Origin of the sequence: Streptomyces sp. NPDC088812, assembly GCF_044750285.1 — a bacterium.
GTDB lineage: Bacteria > Actinomycetota > Actinomycetes > Streptomycetales > Streptomycetaceae > Streptomyces.
Genome location: NZ_JBIVJP010000007.1, coordinates 113,414 through 133,516 on the forward strand (window position 1 = coordinate 113,414; position 20,103 = coordinate 133,516).

Annotated in this window: 18 protein-coding genes, 1 pseudogene and 1 riboswitch; of the genes and pseudogenes, 10 read left to right on the top strand and 9 right to left on the bottom strand. The window is 72.9% G+C overall.

The annotated features are described in order from the left end of the window. Positions 1 to 103 precede the first annotated feature (103 nt). Positions 104 to 1,486, top strand: coding sequence for an SLC13 family permease (locus ACIP67_RS14445; protein WP_401691733.1), 1,383 nt, complete (start codon positions 104 to 106; stop codon positions 1,484 to 1,486). Here ACIP67_RS14445 and ACIP67_RS14450 read toward each other — a convergent pair. From ACIP67_RS14450 to ACIP67_RS14460, 3 genes are read right to left on the bottom strand one after another with little or no spacing between them, the layout of a single operon-like run. Next, on the bottom strand, positions 1,449 to 2,384 hold the full coding sequence (locus ACIP67_RS14450) for an inositol monophosphatase family protein (protein ID WP_401691735.1): 936 nt from the start codon (positions 2,382 to 2,384) through the stop codon (positions 1,449 to 1,451). The genes ACIP67_RS14445 and ACIP67_RS14450 overlap by 38 nt on opposite strands. Then, positions 2,356 to 3,018, bottom strand: coding sequence for a hypothetical protein (locus tag ACIP67_RS14455; protein WP_401691737.1), 663 nt, complete (start codon positions 3,016 to 3,018; stop codon positions 2,356 to 2,358). The genes ACIP67_RS14450 and ACIP67_RS14455 overlap by 29 nt, the downstream gene beginning before the upstream one ends. A gap of 28 nt (positions 3,019 to 3,046) precedes the next feature. Then, positions 3,047 to 4,015: a hypothetical protein gene (locus ACIP67_RS14460; protein ID WP_401691739.1), complete on the bottom strand. Its 969-nt coding sequence runs from the start codon at positions 4,013 to 4,015 to the stop codon at positions 3,047 to 3,049. Between the two features lie 218 nt (positions 4,016 to 4,233). Here ACIP67_RS14460 and ACIP67_RS14465 point away from each other — a divergent pair, with 218 nt between their 5' ends. The 3 genes and pseudogenes from ACIP67_RS14465 to ACIP67_RS14475 all read left to right on the top strand — a co-directional run. Continuing rightward, a complete protein-coding gene (locus ACIP67_RS14465) occupies positions 4,234 to 5,184 on the top strand; it encodes a 5'-nucleotidase (protein ID WP_401691741.1) in 951 nt (316 codons plus the stop codon). Positions 5,185 to 5,397: 213 nt separating this feature from the next. Beyond that, positions 5,398 to 5,598 (top strand): hypothetical protein, encoded by a 201-nt coding sequence (locus ACIP67_RS14470; protein WP_401691743.1) that lies wholly within the window; start codon positions 5,398 to 5,400, stop codon positions 5,596 to 5,598. A 186-nt stretch (positions 5,599 to 5,784) separates the two neighbouring features. Next, a pseudogene (locus ACIP67_RS14475) lies at positions 5,785 to 5,937 on the top strand (transcriptional regulator); the annotation flags it as partial. 38 nt (positions 5,938 to 5,975) lie between these two features. Here ACIP67_RS14475 and ACIP67_RS14480 read toward each other — a convergent pair. Both ACIP67_RS14480 and ACIP67_RS14485 read right to left on the bottom strand, forming a co-directional pair. Next, positions 5,976 to 7,178 carry a spermidine/putrescine ABC transporter substrate-binding protein gene (locus tag ACIP67_RS14480; RefSeq protein WP_401691745.1) on the bottom strand — a complete coding sequence of 401 codons (1,203 nt, stop codon included), beginning with the start codon at positions 7,176 to 7,178 and terminating at the stop codon, positions 5,976 to 5,978. Positions 7,179 to 7,403: 225 nt separating this feature from the next. Further along, on the bottom strand, positions 7,404 to 8,843 hold the full coding sequence (locus ACIP67_RS14485; RefSeq protein WP_401691747.1) for a gamma-aminobutyraldehyde dehydrogenase: 1,440 nt from the start codon (positions 8,841 to 8,843) through the stop codon (positions 7,404 to 7,406). A gap of 168 nt (positions 8,844 to 9,011) precedes the next feature. On the opposite strand from ACIP67_RS14485, the gene ACIP67_RS14490 reads away from it, so the two are divergent. From ACIP67_RS14490 to ACIP67_RS14515, 6 genes are all read left to right on the top strand, one after another. Next, entirely contained in the window at positions 9,012 to 9,527 is a 516-nt protein-coding gene (locus ACIP67_RS14490) for an Lrp/AsnC family transcriptional regulator (RefSeq protein ID WP_389520219.1), read from the top strand. Positions 9,528 to 9,546: 19 nt separating this feature from the next. Further along, entirely contained in the window at positions 9,547 to 10,911 is a 1,365-nt protein-coding gene (locus ACIP67_RS14495) for an aspartate aminotransferase family protein (RefSeq protein WP_401691750.1), read from the top strand. A gap of 217 nt (positions 10,912 to 11,128) precedes the next feature. Continuing rightward, positions 11,129 to 11,872: an ABC transporter ATP-binding protein gene (locus ACIP67_RS14500; RefSeq protein WP_401691752.1), complete on the top strand. Its 744-nt coding sequence runs from the start codon at positions 11,129 to 11,131 to the stop codon at positions 11,870 to 11,872. Beyond that, positions 11,854 to 13,368 (top strand): hypothetical protein, encoded by a 1,515-nt coding sequence (locus ACIP67_RS14505; protein ID WP_401691754.1) that lies wholly within the window; start codon positions 11,854 to 11,856, stop codon positions 13,366 to 13,368. Before ACIP67_RS14500 ends, ACIP67_RS14505 begins: the two co-directional genes overlap by 19 nt. A gap of 167 nt (positions 13,369 to 13,535) precedes the next feature. Next, positions 13,536 to 13,955 carry a VOC family protein gene (locus tag ACIP67_RS14510; protein WP_401691756.1) on the top strand — a complete coding sequence of 140 codons (420 nt, stop codon included), beginning with the start codon at positions 13,536 to 13,538 and terminating at the stop codon, positions 13,953 to 13,955. Between the two features lie 242 nt (positions 13,956 to 14,197). Next, on the top strand, positions 14,198 to 14,917 hold the full coding sequence (locus tag ACIP67_RS14515) for an LAETG motif-containing sortase-dependent surface protein (RefSeq protein WP_401691758.1): 720 nt from the start codon (positions 14,198 to 14,200) through the stop codon (positions 14,915 to 14,917). A gap of 77 nt (positions 14,918 to 14,994) precedes the next feature. On the opposite strand, the gene ACIP67_RS14520 is transcribed toward ACIP67_RS14515, so the two are convergent. The 4 genes from ACIP67_RS14520 to rlmN all read right to left on the bottom strand — a co-directional run bounded on the left by ACIP67_RS14520 (position 14,995) and on the right by rlmN (position 20,098). Then, positions 14,995 to 16,017: an ABC transporter ATP-binding protein gene (locus ACIP67_RS14520; RefSeq protein WP_401691760.1), complete on the bottom strand. Its 1,023-nt coding sequence runs from the start codon at positions 16,015 to 16,017 to the stop codon at positions 14,995 to 14,997. Continuing rightward, positions 16,018 to 17,619 carry an ABC transporter permease gene (locus tag ACIP67_RS14525; protein WP_401692137.1) on the bottom strand — a complete coding sequence of 534 codons (1,602 nt, stop codon included), beginning with the start codon at positions 17,617 to 17,619 and terminating at the stop codon, positions 16,018 to 16,020. Between the two features lie 62 nt (positions 17,620 to 17,681). Beyond that, entirely contained in the window at positions 17,682 to 18,758 is a 1,077-nt protein-coding gene (locus tag ACIP67_RS14530) for a thiamine ABC transporter substrate binding subunit (protein WP_401691762.1), read from the bottom strand. A gap of 70 nt (positions 18,759 to 18,828) precedes the next feature. Continuing rightward, a riboswitch (TPP riboswitch) is annotated at positions 18,829 to 18,935 on the bottom strand. 56 nt (positions 18,936 to 18,991) lie between these two features. Further along, complete coding sequence (gene rlmN / locus ACIP67_RS14535; RefSeq protein WP_401691764.1) at positions 18,992 to 20,098, bottom strand: 23S rRNA (adenine(2503)-C(2))-methyltransferase RlmN; 1,107 nt, start codon at positions 20,096 to 20,098, stop codon at positions 18,992 to 18,994. Positions 20,099 to 20,103 lie beyond the last annotated feature (5 nt).

A 20,103-nucleotide genomic window follows, 5' to 3' on the forward strand; every position in this document is an offset into this window, starting at 1 on the left:
GCCGGAATACCGGCCGGAGTGCCGGCCGGAGGACTCCGGTGGCGAAACCGCCGGGGAGGGGGCCCCGGTCACAGGGGGGCACGAGTGTGCGAACCTGTCCCCCGTGCGTGGTCTTCGACGTCTGCATGCGCTGGACCGGCTGGCGATCGGCCTGCTCGCGACCGGACTGGTGTGCCTGGCCACAGGGCTGCTGCCCACCACCTCGGCGGCCGACGCGACGGCCCGTGTCGCCCCGCTGCTGGCGTTCCTCGGCACGGTGATCGTGCTGGCCGAACTGACCAGCAGGGCCGAGGTGTTCGACGTGGTGGCGGCCCGCGTCGCGCGCGCCGGCCGGGGCAGCTACCCGCTGCTCTTCCTGCTCTGCGTGGCCTTCGCTTCGCTCACCACGATCGCCCTGAACCTGGACACCACGGCGGTCCTGCTGACCCCGGTGATGCTGGCCCTCGCCTCCCGCGTCGGCATCGCGGCCGTCCCCCTGGCGATGACGACGGTCTGGCTGGCCAACACGGCGAGCCTGCTGCTGCCGGTCTCCAACCTGACGAACCTGCTCGCCGCCGACCGGGTGGCGCTGTCCCCGCTGGGCCTGGCGGGCCGCATGTGGGCGCCGCAGCTGGCGGCGATCGCGGTGACCATGGCCTGTCTGTGGGTCTTCTACTGGCGCCGGGGACGGAGGGGCGCCGGACGGTCCGCCCCGGCGGGCCCGCACGGCGCGGGCGGCGGCCCGGGGGCGGCGCGCGAGGGGGACCTGCGGGGGCCGGTGGACCTGCGGGGGCCGGTGGACCTGCGGGGGCCGGTGGACCTGCGGGACCGGGGCGCCGTACGGGCGCCGCAGGACGGTCCGGCGGGGAAGGACGTCCGGACGGTGGACGCCGACCGCTACGTGCCGCCCGGTCCGCACCGGCCCGCCGATCCGGTGCTGTTCCGGGCCTGCGCCCTGGCCTGCGGCGGGTTCCTGCTGGCGATCCTGGTCGCGGACGTCGAGCTGTGGATCGCGTCCGCGACGGCCACGGCGGTGGTGGTCGCCGCGTTCGCGGTCCGCGACCGCTCCGCGCTGCGGCTCTCGCTCGTGCCGTGGCGGCTGCTGGTCATGGTCCCCGGCATGTTCCTGGTGGTCGAGACGGTCAACGCCAACGGCCTGCACGACCTGCTGGCCGCCGCGGTCGGCAACGACGACGGCCTCGGGGGCATGCTCCGCGCGGCGGGGGTGGGCGCCGGCCTGTCGAACGTCCTGAACAACCTCCCCGTCTACCTGGCCGGCGAGTCCGCCGTCCCGCTCGGCCACCACGACCAGCTGCTCGCGCTCCTGGTGGGCACCAACGTCGGCCCGGTGGTCACCCCGTGGGCCTCCCTGGCCACGCTGCTGTGGTACGAGCGGTGCCACGCGTACGGGGTACGGGTGCCGGTGGCCCGGCTGGCGGCGACGGGCGCCGTCCTCGCGGTGACGGCGGTCACGGCGTCGGTGGCGGCGCTGGCGGTGACGGGCTGAGGCCGGTCGCGGTCACCGGCCCGCCCTGACCGGCGCCCGCGTCCGCCGCCAGTTCCAGCAGGTACGGCAGGGTCTCCGGCCGTCCCGCGACGAAGGAGCGCTCCGTGTCCGGCGCCCGGAAGTCCCCGCCGAACTCCCGCCCGTCGAGGTGCCGTACGGCGACCCCGGCCTCGCGGGCCAGGAGCGCCCCCGCCGGCAGGTCGATCGCCTCGGCGCGGTAGCCGACGAAGCCGTCGATGTCCCCGCGGGCCAGCAGGGTCCAGGCCAGCAGCGGTGCCCAGAGCTGGAGCAGCCGCCGGGAGCCGCGTTCCAGGGTGTGCCGCAGGGTGCGCGCGGCGCGGTCGTCGCGGCGGACCGCGTGTCCCTGGGTCCAGGCCAGTACCGGCCCGGCGGCGGACGGCGGGCGGCCGCGGCCGTCCGGCGCGAGCCGTCCGCGGGGCCCGTACGCGCCGCACCCCAGCCGCGCCGACCAGGTCTGCCCGCTCACCGGTTCGTGCACCACCCCCACCACCGGCGCCCCGTCGACGCACAGGGCGACGCCGACCACGTAGACGGGCAGCCCGATCACCACGTTGTTGCTGCCGTCGAGCGGGTCCACCAGCCAGGTGCGGTCGCCGCCGTCGCCGCCCGGCTCCCCGGCGGCGGCCTCCCCCGACTCCTCGGCGAGGATCCGGTCGTGCGGGAACCGCTCCCGGATGCGGCCCACCACGATCCGCTCGGCCAGCAGGTCCAGGTCGGTGACGACGTCGCCGAGTCCGCCCTTGGGGCGGGCGGCGAAACCGTCCGGGAAGCGGGACCGCAGCAGCGTCCCGGCCTCCTCGGCGGCCGCCACCGCCGTACGGCACTCGCGGGCGTAGGGGGCCGCGGGGTCAGTCGGGCGGGTCGGGTTCTGGCTCATGGATCCTCCTGAGGGCGGCCCGGGCGATCCGGGCGGTCTGGGCCGCGTCGCAGGTCCTGCGGACCATGCGGCGGCCCGGGGCCCGCAGCGGGCCCAGGGAGAGGTCCGCCCGGCCGGGCAGTGTCCGCCCCAGCACCAGGGTGGCGGCCGGACGTCCGTCCGGCACCACGGTGGTGTGGAACTCGCCCGCCGGAAGGTCGTACGTCTGGCCGCGCGCGCTGGTCTGCTCGACGCCCGGCAGACAGCGCACCAGCCGCTCGGTGGGCCGCAGTTCGTCCACGCCCGAGGGGTCGCTGCGCACCTCGAACACCCGGTGGGTGGGGTGCGCGGTCTCGTCGTGGACGCGCATCCGCCGGTTGCCCAGCCGCCCATACAGCACGGTGCTCGTCAGGTTCCAGCTGTGCGAATGCACCTGATGGTCCGTCAGGACCGGTTCGGCCGGGCCGAAGACGTGCACGCACACGCCGTCCGCGCCGTCCCGCAGGACGGGCAGGCAGACGAAGCCCAGCGGATGGCACACCGCGCGCAGCGCCCGCCGGCCGGCGACGACCTCTTCCAGCTCCGCCGCGGCCTGCCGCGTCACCTCGCCGGCGGCGCCCCGCCGGGCGGCCCGTTCCAGGGCCGGGTAGTCCATCGTTCCCCCCTCGCCCACAACAGCGGCGCTACCGTCGGTACGGGTCCTCCGCCCGCAGCGCCTTGTCGATGATGTCGCCGACGTCACGGTCGGTGAAACTCGCCGGCAGCGGCAGTCCGAGCCGGTCGAGCAGACGTCTGACCTCGTCGACGGTCGGCTCGTCGCTCAGCGCGGTGGCCTCCCGCAGATCCAGCTTGACCGCCTGTTCCCGGCTCTGGTGCAGCTCGGTGACGTAGTAGTCGTACAGCGGCCGTCCCCGCTCCACACAGAGGCTGACGCGGCGCGGGTCGTCCTGGGTGATGATCAGGCAGGTGTCGGACAGGTCGAAGCGCAGGGTCGGCGCCACCGACGACAGGTGGACGTCTATCTCCAGCGTGTCCAGCCGCTGCCGGTGCCAGGCGGCGGCGACCACGGTGGCGCAGGACTCCTTCCGGGTGCGCTCGGGGGTCCACGCCGTGTACGCGCCGCCCTCCTGCCGGTGGCCGAAGGTGCGCCGGAATCGGGCGTAGGCCGCGCAGACCCGGTCGTCGGCCGGGTTCACGATGTCGATCTTGACGCTGAGGGAGCGCCGCTGCCGCCGCGCCTCCAGCACGCACTCCGGCAGGGTGACGGCGCGCAGATAGGTGCCCGTGCCGCCCTTGAACACCCAGCGGGCGGTGGAGCGCCGGGCCTGCTCGTGCGCGAGCGCCACCTCGGGACCGGCCAGGGTGCGCACCATGGAGAGGTCCTCGATCGCCCGGCTCGTGCCCGCGGTCGCGTCCCTGATGTCGGCCAGCCGCCGCCGTCGCTCCGCCAGCGAGCCGTAGACCAGCGCCGCGAGGACCAGCAGGATGGAGCCGGTGACGATGTTGTTCTCGAAGTCCTTGTCCAGGATGTCCATCAGGCCGACGACCAGGGCGACCCCGATGGCCACCACGCCGTCGGCGTTTCTGACCGCCCAGGCGATCGACTGCTCCAGGCGGCGCCCGGACGGCTGTTGCGGTGCGGTGCGGCTCACGTCCACCCTCCCCCGACGGCGGCTTCCAGAGTAGGAGCAACGGGCCTTCCGCAGCTACGGGGCGAGATCCGGCCTGATGGCCGCCGGCGCCGGTGCGGTCGCAAAGGGAAGGCAAAGGGTGCACGGGCAGGGGCTACAGTCGGCGCCGCACACGCCGCCGACCCGCGGCGCCGCACGTGGCCGGCCGGGAGCGGGCCGACCGTACGAGGGGAGCCACCATGCCGCCGTACAGCCTCGAGAACCGCCTGGTCATCGGGATCGCCTCCAGCGCGCTGTTCGACCTGGCGGAGTCCGACGCCGTGTTCCGGCGGGAGGGCGAGGAGAGTTACCGCACCTACCAGCGCGACAACGTGGACAACACCCTGCGTCCCGGCGTCGCGTTCCCCTTCATCCGCCGCATCCTGTCCCTGAACGACCTGGCCCCCGAGGGCGACCCGCTGGTCGAGGTGATCATCCTCTCCCGCAACGACCCGGACACCGGCCTGCGGGTCATGCGGTCCATCAAGACGCACGAACTGCCCATCAGCCGGGCCGTCTTCATGCAGGGGCGGGCGCCGCACCGGTTCATGCGGGCGCTGCACATGTCCCTGTTCCTGTCGGCGGACGAGAACGACGTCCGGGAGGCCGTGGCGTCGGGGCTGCCGGCGGGCCGGGTCCTCGGCTCCGCCGTGGCCGACGACCCCGACGACAAGGACCTGCGGATCGCGTTCGACTTCGACGGCGTCCTCGCGAGCGACGAGTCGGAGCGCGTCTTCCAGCAGGACGGCCTGGAGGGCTTCCGCGCCCACGAGTCCCTGAACGTCGCCACCCCGCACGACGCGGGCCCCCTGCGGGACTTCCTGCGCGAGATCAACACACTCCAGCGCAGGGAGGAGGAACGGCGCCGGGAGGACGCGGACTACGCGATCCGCGTGCACGTCTCCATCGTCACCGCCCGCAACGCCCCCGCGCACGAACGCGCCGTCCTGAGCCTGAACAACTGGGGGGTGACCGTCAACGACGCCTTCTTCCTCGGCGGTGTCGACAAAAGCTCGGTCATGGACGTGCTGCGCCCGCACATCTTCTTCGACGACCAGGTGAGCCATCTGGAGGGCACCTCCCGGACCACCCCGAGCGTCCACATCCCGTTCGGGGTCGTCAACCAGGGGGAGCTGCCGGGCACTCCGTAGGGGACACGCCTGAGGTGGCCCGGGGCACGCGGTCGTACAGAAGCCTGACCGGCTCGGACAATGTCCCGGACAAGGCCGGACAGGGTCGGCCGTTGACGCCTCCACCGCGGTCGACGACGCTGGCTGCCACCCCGACAGCGCCCCGGGCGACACGGCTCGCCCGGCCACCGGGGTGCTCTTCCGACCCCCTCCACGCGATCACGAAGGAGACCTGTGCGCATCCGCAGAACAGCCATCGGCGCCGCACTCGGCGCAGCCCTCGCCCTCGGCATCGCCGCCTCCCCCGTACAAGCCGACCCGGTCAACCGGGTGCAGCCGGTCAGTGCCGCCCCGGGCTCCTGGGCGTCAGCGGCCGGCATCGGCCCGTCGAACGGGTCGACGCCGTCCACCGCCGCCGAGCCCTCGTGCTGCTGAGCGCCGGTCCGGTCGATGGACGGCCGCCCGTCCACGCCGGCCCGGCGGGTTCCGGGAGTTGAACCCGGTCACAGCCCGCACCACGAACGTCACAGCCCGCACCGCGAACGTCACGGCGCGGGCATCGGCGTCACCCTGGACTTCGACGCGCCCGGCCATCCGGCGCGTCGGCCGAACCCGACCCGGATGCTCTTCCTGGACGAGCGCCACCGCGACCTCCACCCGCGCCGGCACGACGAGGCCCAGCACGCGATGGCGTCGCTGCGGCTCGTCACCGGCCGCTGCCCGCACGGCCAGCAGTTCGCCGCACTGGTCGGCGAACTGGTCGGCGAACTGGTCTGCGAACCTCGCGACGACCGCCGACCGGCGCCCCACCGTCACAACCCCACGATCCCGTTCCACCGCCTGGCGAACTCCAGCCGCTCCGTCGACGTGATGTCCCGCGCGATCGCCAGCCGCCGCCGCATACCGGCGTCGGGGAAGATCAGCGGGTTCTCCGCGAGCGCGGCGGTCTCCTCGTCGTCGGAGTCGGCCAGGACGGCCTGCGCGGCGGGCACCGGGCAGACGTAGTTGACCCAGGCGGCGAGTTCGGCGGCGGCCTCGGGCTCGTAGTAGTAGTCGATCAGCCGCTCGGCGTTGGCCTTGTGCCCGGCGAGGTCGGGGACCATCAGGGAGTCCGACCACAGCTCCGCGCCCTCCTCGGGCACGACGAAGCGGATGTCGGGGTTGTCCGCCTGGAGCTGGATGACATCGCCGGAGTACGCCTGGCACGCCAGGACATCGCCGCTGACCAGGTCCTTGGTGTAGTCGTTGCCGGTGAAGCGGCGGATGTGGCCGGAGTGGACCTGCCGCTCCACCTGGTCGCACACGGTGTGGAAGTCGTCCGCCGTCCAGCGGGTGATGTCGACGCCGTTGCCCTGCATCAGCAGCGCGAACGCCTCGTCCAGGCCCGACAGGAGGGTGACGCGCCCCTTCAGGTCGTCGGCCCACAGCTCGGAGACGTGCCGTATCTCGCGGCCCAGCCGGCGCCGGTCGTAGGCGATGCCGGTGATGCCGGACTGCCAGGGCACGGTGTACCGGCGGCCCGGGTCGAAGGCGGGCGAACGCAGCAGCGGGTCCAGGTACTCCGCCACGTGGGGCTGGCGGGCCCGGTCCATCTCCTGCACCCAGCCGAGGCGCACGAACCGGGCGCACATCCAGTCGCTGATGACGATCAGATCGCGGCCGGTCGGCTGGTGGTTCATCAGCGCGGGGCTGATCTTGCCGAAGAACTCGTCGTTGTCGTTGATCTCCTCGGTGTAGCCGACGGAGATGCCGGTGCTCTTCGCGAAGGCGTCCAGCGTCGGCCGCCGTGTCGGGTCGTCGTCGTCCGTGTCGATGTAGAGCGGCCAGTTCGCCCAGGTCAGCCGTTTGTCGGAGGCGGAGAGGTCGGTGGCGGCGCGGTCGCCGGGCTGGACGTAGGCGGGTTTCACCCCGCACCCGGCGAGCACGCCGAGCACGGCGCCGAGACCGGACGCGCGCAGCACGGAGCGACGGGACGGCGAGGGGGTCTTCGCGGGGAGCGGGACGGGGAGGGGCATGGGCGCAGCCTGCCCCGCCCCTCCGTGCGCGGGCAATCGACGTCACGTCGAGCGTGACGGGCCGCCCGCGACACCCTGTCGACCTCCGCCGCGAACACCGGCCCCCTGTCGACCTCCGCGCGAACACCGGCCCCCCTGTCGCCCTCCGCGCGGACGTCGACACCCGATCGGCCTCCGCGCGGACGGCCGGCCCTCCGGCGCCAACCGTCCGCGCCCACCGGGTGGTTACGCGTCCAGCGACGTCATCACGTGCTTGATCCGCGTGTAGTCGTCGAAGCCGTACGCCGAGAGGTCCTTGCCGTAGCCGGACTTCTTGAAGCCGCCGTGGGGCATCTCGGCGACCAGCGGGATGTGGGTGTTGATCCACACGCAGCCGAAGTCGAGCTTCTTGGACATGCGCATCGCGCGGCCGTGGTCCTTGGTCCACACCGAGGAGGCGAGGGCGTACTCGACGCCGTTGGCCCACTCCACCGCCTGGTCCTCGTCGGTGAAGGACTGCACCGTGATGACCGGGCCGAAGACCTCCTTCTGGACGATCTCGTCGTCCTGCTTCAGGCCGGAGACGACGGTCGGGGCGTAGAAGTAGCCCTTGTCGCCGACCCGGTGGCCGCCCGCCTCGACCTTGGCGTGGGCGGGGAGGCGCTCGATGAAGCCGGAGACCTGCCGAAGCTGGTTGGGGTTGTTCAGGGGGCCGAACAGCACGTCCTCGTCGTCGGGCTGACCCGTCTTCGTCTCGGACGCGGCCTTGGCGAGCGCCGCCACGAACTCGTCGTGGACGGCCTCCTGGACGAGGACGCGGGTGGCGGCCGTACAGTCCTGGCCGGCGTTGAAGAAGCCCGCGACGGAGATGTCCTCGACGGCCTTGGCGATGTCGGTGTCGTCGAAGACCACGACCGGGGCCTTGCCGCCCAGCTCCAGGTGGACGCGCTTGAGGTCCTTGGACGCCGACTCGGCGACCGACATGCCGGCGCGTACCGAACCGGTGATGGAGGCCATCGCGGGGACGGGGTGCTCGACCATCAGGCGGCCGGTGTCGCGGTCGCCGGTGACGACGTTGAAGACGCCCTTGGGCAGGATCGAGCCGACGATCTCGGCGATCAGGACCGTGGAGGCGGGGGTGGTGTCCGACGGCTTGAGGACCACCGTGTTGCCCGCCGCGATCGCCGGGGCGAACTTCCACACGGCCATCATCATCGGGTAGTTCCACGGCGCGACTTGCGCGCAGACGCCGACCGGCTCACGGCGCACGATCGAGGTCAGCCCCTCCATGTACTCGCCGGCGCTGCGCCCCTCCAGCATCCGGGCCGCGCCCGCGAAGAAGCGGATCTGGTCGACCATCGGAGGGATCTCCTCGGTGCGGGTCAGCCCGACCGGCTTGCCCGTGTTCTCCACCTCCGCGGCGATCAGGTCCTCGGCGCGCTCCTCGAACGCGTCCGCGATCTTCAGCAGGGCCTTCTGACGCTCGGCCGGGGTGGTGTCCCGCCAGCCCGGGAAGGCCGCGGCGGCGGCCCGCATGGCGGCGTCGACGTCCGCCTGCCCGGACAGCGGCGCGGTCGCGTACGGCTCGCCGGTCGCGGGGTTGACCACCTCGGTGGTCCGTCCGTCGGCGGCGTCCCGGAACTCACCGTCGATGTAATTGCGCAGACGACGCAGCTCGGTGCTCACTGCCGGCCTCCTGTCAAGGTCGAACTGTCCAATGGCTGAGACACCCACCCTAATCGGCAGCGCGACGTTTTCAACCCCCCGGTCGCACCATTACTGCGAAATCCGCAGGATGCGATCACATAAACAACGGATTTCATTGCACCGGCCTTGCGGAACCACCGATCCGTCGTGCACAGTGAGGCCGTGGCCAGTCGAAGCGCAGAGCACCGGGACTCCCGCGAGTCCAAGAACGGCACCCCGCACCTGGATGCCGTCAGCCTCGCCATCATCGAGCAGCTCCAGGAGGACGGCCGCCGGCCGTACGCCGCGATCGGCAAGGCCGTCGGCCTGTCCGAGGCGGCCGTGCGCCAGCGCGTCCAGAAGCTGCTCGACCAGGGCGTGATGCAGATCGTCGCCGTCACGGACCCGCTCACCGTGGGCTTCCGCCGGCAGGCGATGGTCGGGATCAACGTCGAGGGCGATGTGGAGTCCATAGCGGACGCGCTCACCGACATGCCGGAGGTCGAGTACGTGGTGATGACCGCGGGCTCGTTCGACGTCCTCGCCGAGATCGTCTGCGAGGACGACGACCACCTGCTGGACGTCATCAACAAACGCATCCGTGCCCTGCCCGGCGTGCGCTCCACCGAGAGCTTCGTCTACCTGAAGCTGAAGAAGCAGACCTACATGTGGGGAACCCGATAACCGTGAGGACCCGATAACCGTGAGCACCAAGGACCTCAGCCGCAGCGCGTACGACCACCTGTGGATGCACTTCACCCGCATGTCGTCGTACGAGAACTCCCCGGTCCCCACCATCGTCCGGGGCGAGGGCACCTACATATACGACGACAAGGGCAAGCGCTACCTCGACGGTCTCGCCGGCCTGTTCGTGGTCCAGGCCGGCCACGGCCGCACGGAACTGGCGGAGACGGCCTTCAAGCAAGCCCAGGAGCTGGCGTTCTTCCCCGTCTGGTCCTACGCCCACCCCAAGGCCGTCGAGCTGGCGGAGCGCCTCGCGCACCACGCCCCGGGCGACCTGAACAAGGTCTTCTTCACCACCGGCGGCGGCGAGGCGGTCGAGACCGCTTGGAAGCTCGCCAAGCAGTACTTCAAGCTGGTCGGCAAGCCCACCAAGTACAAGGTCATCTCCCGCGCGGTCGCCTACCACGGCACCCCGCAGGGCGCCCTGTCCATCACCGGCCTGCCGGGACTGAAGGCCCCCTTCGAGCCGCTGGTCCCGGGCGCGCACAAGGTCCCGAACACCAACATCTACCGCGCCCCGATCCACGGCGACGACCCCGAGGCCTTCGGCCGCTGGGCCGCCGACCAGATCGAGCAGCAGATCCTCTTCGAGGGCCCGGACACGGTCGCCGCGGTGTTCCTGGAGCCGGTGCAGAACGCCGGCGGCTGCTTCCCGCCCCCGCCCGGCTACTTCCAGCGGGTCCGCGAGATCTGCGACCAGTACGACGTGCTGCTCGTGTCGGACGAGGTCATCTGCGCCTTCGGCCGCCTGGGCACGATGTTCGCCTGCGACAAGTTCGACTACGTGCCGGACATGATCACCTGCGCCAAGGGCATGACCTCGGGCTACTCCCCGATCGGCGCCTGCATCGTCTCCGACCGCCTGGCCGAGCCGTTCTACAAGGGCGACAACACCTTCCTGCACGGCTACACCTTCGGCGGCCACCCGGTCTCGGCGGCCGTGGGCCTCGCCAACCTCGACCTGTTCGAGCGCGAGAACCTCACCCAGCACGTCCTGGACAACGAGGGCGCCTTCCTGTCCACGCTCCAGAAGCTGCACGACCTGCCGATCGTCGGCGACGTCCGCGGCAACGGCTTCTTCTACGGCATCGAGCTGGTCAAGGACAAGGCCACGAAGGAGTCCTTCAACGACGAGGAGACCGAGCGCGTCCTGTACGGCTTCCTGTCCAAGGCCCTCTTCGACAACGGCCTGTACTGCCGTGCGGACGACAGGGGTGACCCGGTCGTCCAGCTCGCCCCGCCGCTGATCTCCGACCAGAAGACGTTCGACGAGATCGAGCAGATCCTGCGCGCGACCCTGACGGAGGCGTGGACGAAGCTGTGACCTCCGGGCGGACCCCTCCCGCGGTCCGCCCCCCGCAGTGATCGACACCGGCCCCGGCGCCGCCCGTTCGAGTGAGAAACGGGCGCCCGGGGCCGTGTGCTGTCCGGATGCCCGTCCTGAGCTGCCTAGCGTGCCAGTGACCGATCGGCCCTGCCTTCGTTCCCCCGGACGGGGGAAAGCGCACGGGAACCACAGATCTGAACCGAGGTGTACGCCCATGGAGGCCCCGCCGGACAACGACGTGCTGTGGGCACGGTCCCTGCACTTCACGCACCACGACGGCTCCCCCGCACTGGGCGGTGTCTCGCTCGGCGTGCGGGAGGGCGAGATCCTCGCCGTGACCGGCCCGCGCGGCAGCGGCAAGACGACCCTGCTGCACTGTCTGTCCGGCCTCGCGCCCGCCCAGCGCGGCGAGGTGTGGTTCAACAGCGTCCCCGTGCACACAATGGGCCCGATGGCCCGGGAACGGCTGCGCCGCGACCGCTTCTCCTGGATCGACCCGGCGCCCGTGCTCGTCCCCGAGCTCACCGTCTGGGAGAACACGGCCCTCCCCCTGATGCTGCGCGGCACCAGCCGCCGCCGCGCCAAGGCCTCCGCCCTGGAGTGGCTGGACCGTCTCGACGTGGGCGAGCGGGCCGGCCGCCGGCCGCACGAGCTGACCCAGGCCGAACGCCAGCGCGTCTGCATCACCCGCGCCCTGGCCCCCGCCCCCTCGGTCCTCTTCGCCGACGAGCCGACCGCCCCCCTGCACCGCGCGGACCGCTCCCACGTCCTGCGCACCCTGACGACGGCGGCCCGCTCGCACGGCATCACCGTCGTCCTGGCCACCCACGACGCGGACACGGCGGCCCTCGCCGACCGCACGGTGTCCCTCCTGGACGGCCGGCGGGTGAACACGGTCCACCTGCCGCCCGTCACCGCCGAGACGGAAGGCCGGGCGGCGTGCTCGCTCTCCGCCTGACCCGCAGCGCCCACCCCGCCGTCCAACTGCGCCGCCTGCTGGTGGCGGCGGCCTCGGCGGGCACGGGCTTCCTCCTGCTGTGCACCCTCGGCAACGCCCTCGTCCACCCCGGCACCCCGGCCGCCTCCACCCTCCGTCTCGCCTGGTGCGTGGTCCCCGTCGCGGCGACGGTCCAGCTCGCCCTGGCGGTGGCCCGCACGGACCCCGGCACCCGCCCCCGCCCCGGTCTCGCGGCCGCCGGCCTCGGTCCCGCCCGGCTGATGGCCGTCTGCGCGACGACTACCGCCCTGTCCACCACCGTCGGCTCCCTGCTGGCCCTGCTGGTCTTCCTCCACCTCCGCGGCGACCTCACCGGCATGCCCTTCGACAGGGCGGCCGCGGGCTTCCTGGCCGCGGGGGTCCCTCTCCCGCTCCCGGCGGCCCTGACCCTGCTGGCCCTGGTGCCGGCGACGGCCTCCTTGTCGGTGGCGTGGTCCCTGCGTCCCCGGGAGGCCCGGCCGGCGGCGAACCCCCGGGGCGCGGCCCGCGCGCTGCGGCGGTTCGCGACGGGCACGCGCACGCCCGGCGAGACGTTCGGGGCCTACGGACGGTTCCGGGGGCGGGCGACGGCCCGCCCCGCCGCCGACGGCCGGCCGTCCCGCCCGGCCACCCCCGCCGCCACGGTCACCCCGGGCGGCCGCGCCGCCGCCGTGACGGCGATCCCCCCGCTCCGGCTGAACCGGACGCCGGCGACGACGCACGGCCCGCACGACGGCCCCCCGGCGCCGGGCACCGCCCCCTCGGCACCGGACGGCACGGCCGGCGCCCCGCCGGTACCGGACGAGGCCACCCCCGCCCCGGCCGGAGCCGACGACCCGGCCGAAGCACCCGTCCAGGCCCCCGAGCCCCCGGCTCCCCACCCCACCGCCCTGCCCTGGGGCGCGGCCCTCCTCGCCGCCGGCCTCGCCGTGGAGGCCTACACCACCCACACCACGGACGGCACCCGCCTCACCCTCCCCGGCGGCCCCACCGGCCCCGCCGCAGTCCTCGTCGGCTGGGCCCTCACCGCCGTCGGCCTCGCCCTCGCCGGCCCCGGCCTCACCCACCTCTGCGGCCGTCTCCTGCAAGCCGTCCGCCCCGGCGCCCTGCGCCTGCTGGCCGGGCGCGGTCTGATGCAGGAGGCCTCCCGCATCGGCCGGCCGCTGGGCATCGTCAGCGCGGTGGCCTCGGGCGCGTACGCCCTGGCCGCCCTGGACGACCCGGCCGATCCGGCCGCCGGACCGCTCACCACGCTCGGCGCGCTCCTGGTCGCCGGCTGCACCCTCGCCACCCTGCTCACCGCGGCCGTGGAGGCACGTCAGGCGCGCGCCGACACCACCGCGGCCCTGCTCCGCCTCGGCGCCCCGACGACGGTGCTGCGCAGCGCGGCCGCCCTGCGCGCCGGCGCCCTCGCCGTGCTCTTCGTCCCCCTCACCCTGCTCGTGGCCGCGCTCGCGTCCCTCCCCCTGGGGCACTGAGCCCTCCCGCGGCGGGGAACGCGCGCGAGAAAAAAGATCTCCGGGCTCCGATGAGTTCCGCGCGGCCCGCCGGTCTACCCCCACGAACATCACGCACACCCCGCACGAGCCGCGCGCGGGCCCCGCACGGGCCGCGCACGGACCGCCCGCACCGATGGGAGAGACCGATGACCGCCTCCGCCTACCAGCAGATGATCTTCGTCAACCTGCCCGTGGACGACCTCGAGGCCTCGAAGAAGTTCTTCACCGAGCTGGGCTACTCGATCAACCCCCGGTTCAGTGACGAGAACGCGGCCTCCGTGGTGATCAGCGACACGATCGTCGCGATGCTGCTCACCAAGCCGTTCTACGCGACGTTCACCAAGAAGGAGATCGCGGACGCCACGAGGACCAGCGAGGTCCTGGTCGCGCTGAGCGCCGAGAGCCGCGAGAAGGTCGACGAACTGGTCGACCGCGCGCTGGCGTCGGGCGGCACGCCCAGCGGAGACACCCAGGACCTCGGTTTCATGTACGGCCGTTCCTTCGACGACCTGGACGGCCACACCTGGGAAATCGTCTGGATGGACCCGGCGTCGCTCGAGGGCTGACCGTCCGTCGGACGGCGGGCGCGGGACCGTACATGAGGGGAACGAGGGGGAACGGGAGGCGCTGAAACGTATCGCCGGTTAATAAGCGGGCAAAGCCAGAAGTGCTGAACCATCAGCACGTTGACAGTGCTTATGAAACGCTTATAGACCTGTGAGCCTCCCGGGGATGCCGTCGCCCGCCATGTCAGGGGCGTCAACTCCCCGGTCACCCCCCCTCAGTTGCGCATCACGTAAGGACAAACGTGTCCCCATCCCGCCGTACCGCCGCCCGTCCGGTGCGCATGCTCGGTGTCGCCGCCGCCTCGGCCGCCCTCGTCCTCGGGGCGTCCGCCTCCGCCTCGGCCTTCGACATCGGGACGTTCTCCGCCGCGGCCTCCTGCGACGGCGCCAAGGGCGTCATCACGGTCGTCGACAAGGACCCGACGGCGACCCCCGCCGTCGTCACCGTCTACCTCCAGAACAACAACGCCGACCTGAGGCAGGTCGGCGAACAGGAGGTCACCGGCTCGGCCGCGGGCGTCACCGTCACCTTCCCCGAGGACTGGCAGCCGAACGCGAAGTACCGGATCCACGTCAAGGCCGGGGATGACGTGAACACCGACATCCCCACCCTGACGACCCCGGCGAAGGCCTGCGCGGCCGACGACGCCACCCCCGCCACCACCCCGACGCCCTCGCCGTCGGACTCCTCCCCCGCCCCGGCCGCGTCCGGGTCCGCCACGCCGGCCCCGTCGTCCCCGTCGTCCCCGTCGGCCTCGGCCTCGGTCTCCGGGAGCGAGAGCACCGCGGCCGCGGACTCCGGCGCGAGCAACGCCCCCTCGCCCGCCGTCGGCGAGTCCCACCTCGCCGAGACCGGCGCCGACTCCCACACCGGGCTGATCGTCGGCCTCGCCGTCGTCCTGGTCGCCGTGGGCGGCGGAGCGGTGTTCCTCGGCATGCGCCGCCGGGGCACGAGCCGCTGAACCCGCACGGCCCGCCTGCTCCGAAGACCCCGGCGCAGGCGGGCCGTCGGCGTCCGCGGCCCCGGAGACCGGCCCGGTCAGTCGAGCACGACGACGTCGGCCGGGTCGAACACCACCCCCACCACGTCCCCGACCTCCGGCGCCAGCCGCAGCGCGCACGCGGCCTCCAGGCGCGGCGCGTCCTCCGGCTGGAGGTGGACGGCGACATGCGTGCCCTTGAAGGTGCGGGCGGCGACCGTGCAGCGCAGGCCCTCGCCCGCGTCGGCCAGCCGCACCCCGGCCGGCCGGACCAGCAGGGTGCGCGTGCCCTGCGGGGAGCCGGCCGGCACCGGCACCTTGCCCCACGGGGTGACCGCGGCCTCCCCGGCGACGCCCGCCTCCACCACGTTGTCGAAGCCGAGGAAGCGGGCGACGAACGCGTCCGCCGGCCGCTGCCACACCTCCAGCGGCGTACCGGACTGGGCGATGTGCCCCTCCCGCATCACCACGACCCGGTCGGCCAGCGCGAACGCCTCGCCCTGGTCGTGGGTGACCGCCAGCACGGTGGTGCCCAACCGCCCGAACAGCTCGCGCAGTTCGACGACCAGCCGCTCCCGCAGCGACCGGTCGAGCTGCCCGAGCGGCTCGTCCAGCATCAGCAGCCGGGGCCGGGGCGCGAGCGCGCGGGCCAACGCGACCCGCTGCTGCTCACCGCCGGAGAGGGCGGCGACGGCCCGGCGGGCGGCCCCCGGCAGCCCCACGAGATCGAGCAGCTCCGCCACCCGTTCCCGCTGCCGCCGCCCGGGAACGCCGTGCATCCGCAGCCCGAAGGCCACATTGCCGCCCACGTCCCGCTGCGGGAAGAGCTGGTGGTCCTGGAACATCAGCCCGAGCTCCCGCCGGTGCGCGGGCACACCCGCCTGGTCGCGCCCGTCGAGCAGCACCCGCCCGGCGTCGAGGGGCTGGAGCCCGGCCACCGCCCGCAGCAGGGTCGACTTGCCGCTGCCGCTCGGCCCCAGCACACACACCACCTCGTGCTCGGCGACGGCGAGGTCGACGGCGTCCAGCACCGGCCGCCCGCCGCCGAACCGCACGGTCGCACCCTCGAGCCGCAGCAGCATCTAGAACTCCCCCGTCCGGTCGGTCCGCAGCCGCTCCAGCACCAGCAGGGCCACCGCGCACACCAGCATCAGAATCGTCGAAAGGGCCATCGCCTGGCCGTAGTTGAGCTCACCGGCCCGGCCCAGCAGCCGCGCCACGGCGACCGGCAGCGTCGGGTTGTCGGGCCGCGCGATGAACACCGTCGCCCCGAACTCCCCGAGCGACACCGCGAAGGCGAACCCGGCCGCGACGAGCAGCGCCCGCCGCACCATCGGCAGGTCCACCTCCCGCCACACCCGCCACGGCGACGCGCCCAGCACCGCCGCCGCCTCCCGCAGCCGCACGTCCACCGCGCGCAGCACCGGCAGCATGGTCCGTACGACGAAGGGGACACCGACCAGCGCCTGCGCCAGCGGCACCAGGATCCAGGTGCCGCGCAGGTCCAGCGGGGGCTCGTCCAGCGCGATCAGGAACCCGAAGCCGACCGTCACCGCGGAGACGCCGAGCGGCAGCATCAGCAGCGCGTCGAACCCACGGACGAGGCGTCCGGCGTCCCGGCGGGTCAGCGCGGCGGCCGCCAGAGCGCCGATCACCACGGCGATCGCGGTGGCGGCGAGCGCGTACTCCAGGGAGTTGCCGATCGCGTCGATCGGCGGGACGAGGAAGACATGGCCGTCGTCGCCGGTCAGCGCCCGGTAGTAGGCGAAGTCCGGCGCGTCCAGCGAGCGCTGGACCAGGACCGCCAGGGGCAGCAGGATCAGCACGACGACGGTGGCCAGGACGCCGGCCAGCAGCGTCCACTGCCCGGCCCCGCGGGGCCGCCGCGCCGTCAGGGAGGCGTCCACCAGCCGCAGCGCGCTCTCCCGCCGCCGTACGGTCCAGGCGTGCACGGCGAGGACCGCGCCGACGGCCGTGAACTGGACGATCGTGAGGACGGCCGCCGTGGACAGGTCGAACAGCTCCGACGTCTGCCGGTAGATCTCGACCTCCAGGGTCGAGAAGGTGGGCCCGCCGAGGATCTGCACCACGCCGAAGGAGGTGAAGGTGAACAGGAACACCATGAGCGCGGCCGCGGCCACGGCCGGCGCGAGGGCCGGGAGGGTCACCCGGCGCCACGCCCGCCACGGCGACGCGCCCAGCATCCGCGCCACCTCCTCCTGCCGCGGATCGAGCTGCGCCCAGAGCCCGCCCACCGTCCGCACCACGACCGCGTAGTTGAAGAAGACGTGCGCGGCCAGGATCGCCCACACCGTGGTGTCCAGCCGTACGCCCCACAGCTCGTCGAGCAGTCCGCCGCGCCCGACGAGCGCCAGGAAGGCCGTCCCGACGACGACCGTCGGCAGCACGAACGGGACGGTGACGACGGCCCGCAGGACCTGCTTGCCGGGGAAGGAGAGGCGGGCGAAGACGTAGGCGGCGGGCAGGGCGACCAGCAGGGTGAGCGCGGTGGAGGCGAGCGCCTGCCAGGTGGTGAACCACAGCACGTGCCGGATGCCGGGGTCGCCGAGCACGTCGAGCAGGCGCCCGGCGTGCCACGTCCCGTCGGAGCCGAGCCCGCGCGCGACGATCGCGGCGACGGGGTAGGCGAAGAAGACCCCGAAGAACGCGACGGGCAGGGCCATGAGCCCGAGCCGCGCCGCGCTCCCGGAACGGCCCGTGCGGGCCGCCGCGCCGCCCGCCTTCGTCACTTCAGTACGAGCGAGGTCCACGACTTGACCCACTGGTCGCGGTGCGCGGCGATGTCCGCCGGGGCCATGGTCTCGGGGTCCTCGGCGGCGGGCCCGTACGCGGTGAACTCGGCGGGCACGGCCGCGCCCTTCAGCACCGGGTAGACGAACATGTTGAGCGGCATGTCCTCCTGGAAGCGCTGGGAGATCAGGAAGTCGATCAGCGCCTTGCCGCCCGCGCTGTTCTTCGCGTTGCTCAGCAGCCCCGCGAACTCGACCTGCCGGAAGCAGGTGCCGGTCGCGACACCGGTCGGGGCGGTGGTGGGCTTGGGGTCCGCGTAGATCACCTCGGCGGGCGGCGAGGAGGCGTAGGAGACGACGAGCGGCCGGTCGCCGCCGGCCTTCTTCCCTCCGGCCGAACCGGAGAACTCCTCGTTGTAGGCCTGCTCCCAGCCGTCGACCACCTTCACGCCGTTGGCCTTCAGCTTCTTCCAGTACCCCTCCCACCCGTCGTCGCCGTACCGGGCGGCGGTGCCGAGGAGGAAGCCGAGGCCGGGCGAGGAGGTGGAGGCGTTCTCGGTGACGAGGAGGTTCTTGTAGGCGGGCTTCGTCAGGTCGTCGAAGGAGGTGGGCGGGGCCAGCTTGTGGTCGGCGAAGTACTCCTTGTCGTAGTTGACGCAGATGTCGCCGTAGTCGACGGGCGTGACCCGGTGCTTGTCCCCGTCGAGCCGGTAGGCGGCGTCGACCTGGTCGAGCCCCTTCGCCTCGTACGACTGGAAGAGGCCGTTGTCGAGGGCGCGGGACAGGAGCGTGTTGTCGACGCCGAAGAAGACGTCGCCCTGGGGGTTGTCCTTGGTGAGGACGGCCTTGTTCACGGCCTGCCCGGCGTCGCCGTCCGTGAGGACCTTCACCTGGTAGCCGGACTGCTTCTCGAACTCCGCGAGCACGTCCTCGGAGACGGCCCACGAGTCGTGGCTGATCAGGGTGACGGTGGTGGAGCCGGAGCCGGACGCGGAATCGTCCGACGATCCGCACGCCGACAGCGTGACGAGGCCGAGGCCGACGGCCGCGGCCACGAACGTCCTGGTGTGCACTGGTTTTCCTCCTGGGGTTGACCAGGAAGAGACGCGGCCCCGCCCGGCGGACCCGGGCGGGGCACAACAGCTTGAGCGGTGACCGAACTTCCTACCCAGAATGACCTGGGCGAGGTTCAGAGGGTCTGCGGCCTGGTGCCGCACTCTCAGCGCTGTGGCGCTCCCCTGTCGGAATATGAAGATGTCATCAGACGGACAGATGTCGGATATGAAGATGTCGTACGGCGCTCAGACTACCGCTCGGTGGCCGCGAGCTGACCGCAGGCCCCGTCGATCTCCTGGCCGCGGGTGTCCCGGACGGTCACCGGCACCCCGTGCGCGGCAATGGCCTCCACGAACGCCTTCTCGTCCTCGGGCCGGGACGCGGTCCACTTCGAGCCGGGCGTCGGGTTGAGGGGGATCAGGTTGACGTGCACCGGTCGGCCCCTGAGGAGGCGTCCGAGGCGGTCACCGCGCCAGGCCTGGTCGTTGATGTCGCGGATCAGGGCGTACTCGATGGACAGCCGCCGACCGGACTTCTCGGCGTACTCGAACCCGGCGTCGAGCACCTCGCGCACCTTCCACCGGGTGTTCACCGGGACGAGGGTGTCGCGCAGCTCGTCGTCCGGGGCGTGCAGCGAGATGGCGAGCCGGCACTTGAAGCCCTCGTCGGCGAACCGGTGGATGGCCGGCACCAGCCCTACGGTCGACACGGTGATCCCGCGCTGCGACAGCCCGAGCCCGTCCGGTGTGGGGTCGGTCAGGGCGCGGACGGCGCCGACGACCCGCTTGTAGTTGGCGAGGGGCTCGCCCATGCCCATGAAGACGATGTTGGACAGCCGGGCCGGCCCTCCGGGGACCTCTCCGTCCCGCAGGGCCCGCATCCCGTCGACGATCTGGTGCACGATCTCGGCGGTCGACAGGTTCCGGTCCAGCCCCGCCTGCCCGGTCGCGCAGAACGGGCAGTTCATCCCGCACCCCGCCTGGGAGCTGATGCACATGGTCACCCGGTCCGGGTAGCGCATCAGCACCGACTCCACGAGCGTGCCGTCGAAGAGCCGCCACAGGGTCTTGCGGGTGGTGCCCTGGTCGGTCGACAGGTGCCGCACGACCGTCATCAGCTCCGGCAGCAGCGCCTCGCGCAGCTTGTCGCGGGCCCCGGCGGGGATGTCGGTCCACTCCGCCGGGTCGTGCGCGTACCGCGCGAAGTAGTGCTGCGACAGCTGCTTCGCCCGGAACGGCTTCTCACCGATCCCCGCCACCGCCTCCTTCCGCTCGGCGGGCGAGAGGTCGGCGAGGTGCCGCGGCGGCTTCTTGGCTCCGCGGGGGGCGACGAAAGTGAGTTCTCCGGGCTTAGGCATGGCCT

Bases quoted from the DNA above. Each gene is read 5' to 3' on its own strand.
- ACIP67_RS14450 (WP_401691735.1), bottom strand. From the start codon at position 2,384: ATGAGCCAGAACCCGACCCGCCCGACTGACCCCGCGGCCCCCTACGCC.
- ACIP67_RS14455 (WP_401691737.1), bottom strand. From the start codon at position 3,018: ATGGACTACCCGGCCCTGGAACGGGCCGCCCGGCGGGGCGCCGCCGGC.
- ACIP67_RS14465 (WP_401691741.1), top strand. From the start codon at position 4,234: ATGCCGCCGTACAGCCTCGAGAACCGCCTGGTCATCGGGATCGCCTCC.
- ACIP67_RS14480 (WP_401691745.1), bottom strand. From the start codon at position 7,178: ATGCCCCTCCCCGTCCCGCTCCCCGCGAAGACCCCCTCGCCGTCCCGT.
- ACIP67_RS14500 (WP_401691752.1), top strand. From the start codon at position 11,129: ATGGAGGCCCCGCCGGACAACGACGTGCTGTGGGCACGGTCCCTGCAC.
- ACIP67_RS14510 (WP_401691756.1), top strand. From the start codon at position 13,536: ATGACCGCCTCCGCCTACCAGCAGATGATCTTCGTCAACCTGCCCGTG.
- ACIP67_RS14520 (WP_401691760.1), bottom strand. From the start codon at position 16,017: ATGCTGCTGCGGCTCGAGGGTGCGACCGTGCGGTTCGGCGGCGGGCGG.
- ACIP67_RS14525 (WP_401692137.1), bottom strand. From the start codon at position 17,619: ATGGCCCTGCCCGTCGCGTTCTTCGGGGTCTTCTTCGCCTACCCCGTC.
- rlmN (WP_401691764.1), bottom strand. From the start codon at position 20,098: ATGCCTAAGCCCGGAGAACTCACTTTCGTCGCCCCCCGCGGAGCCAAG.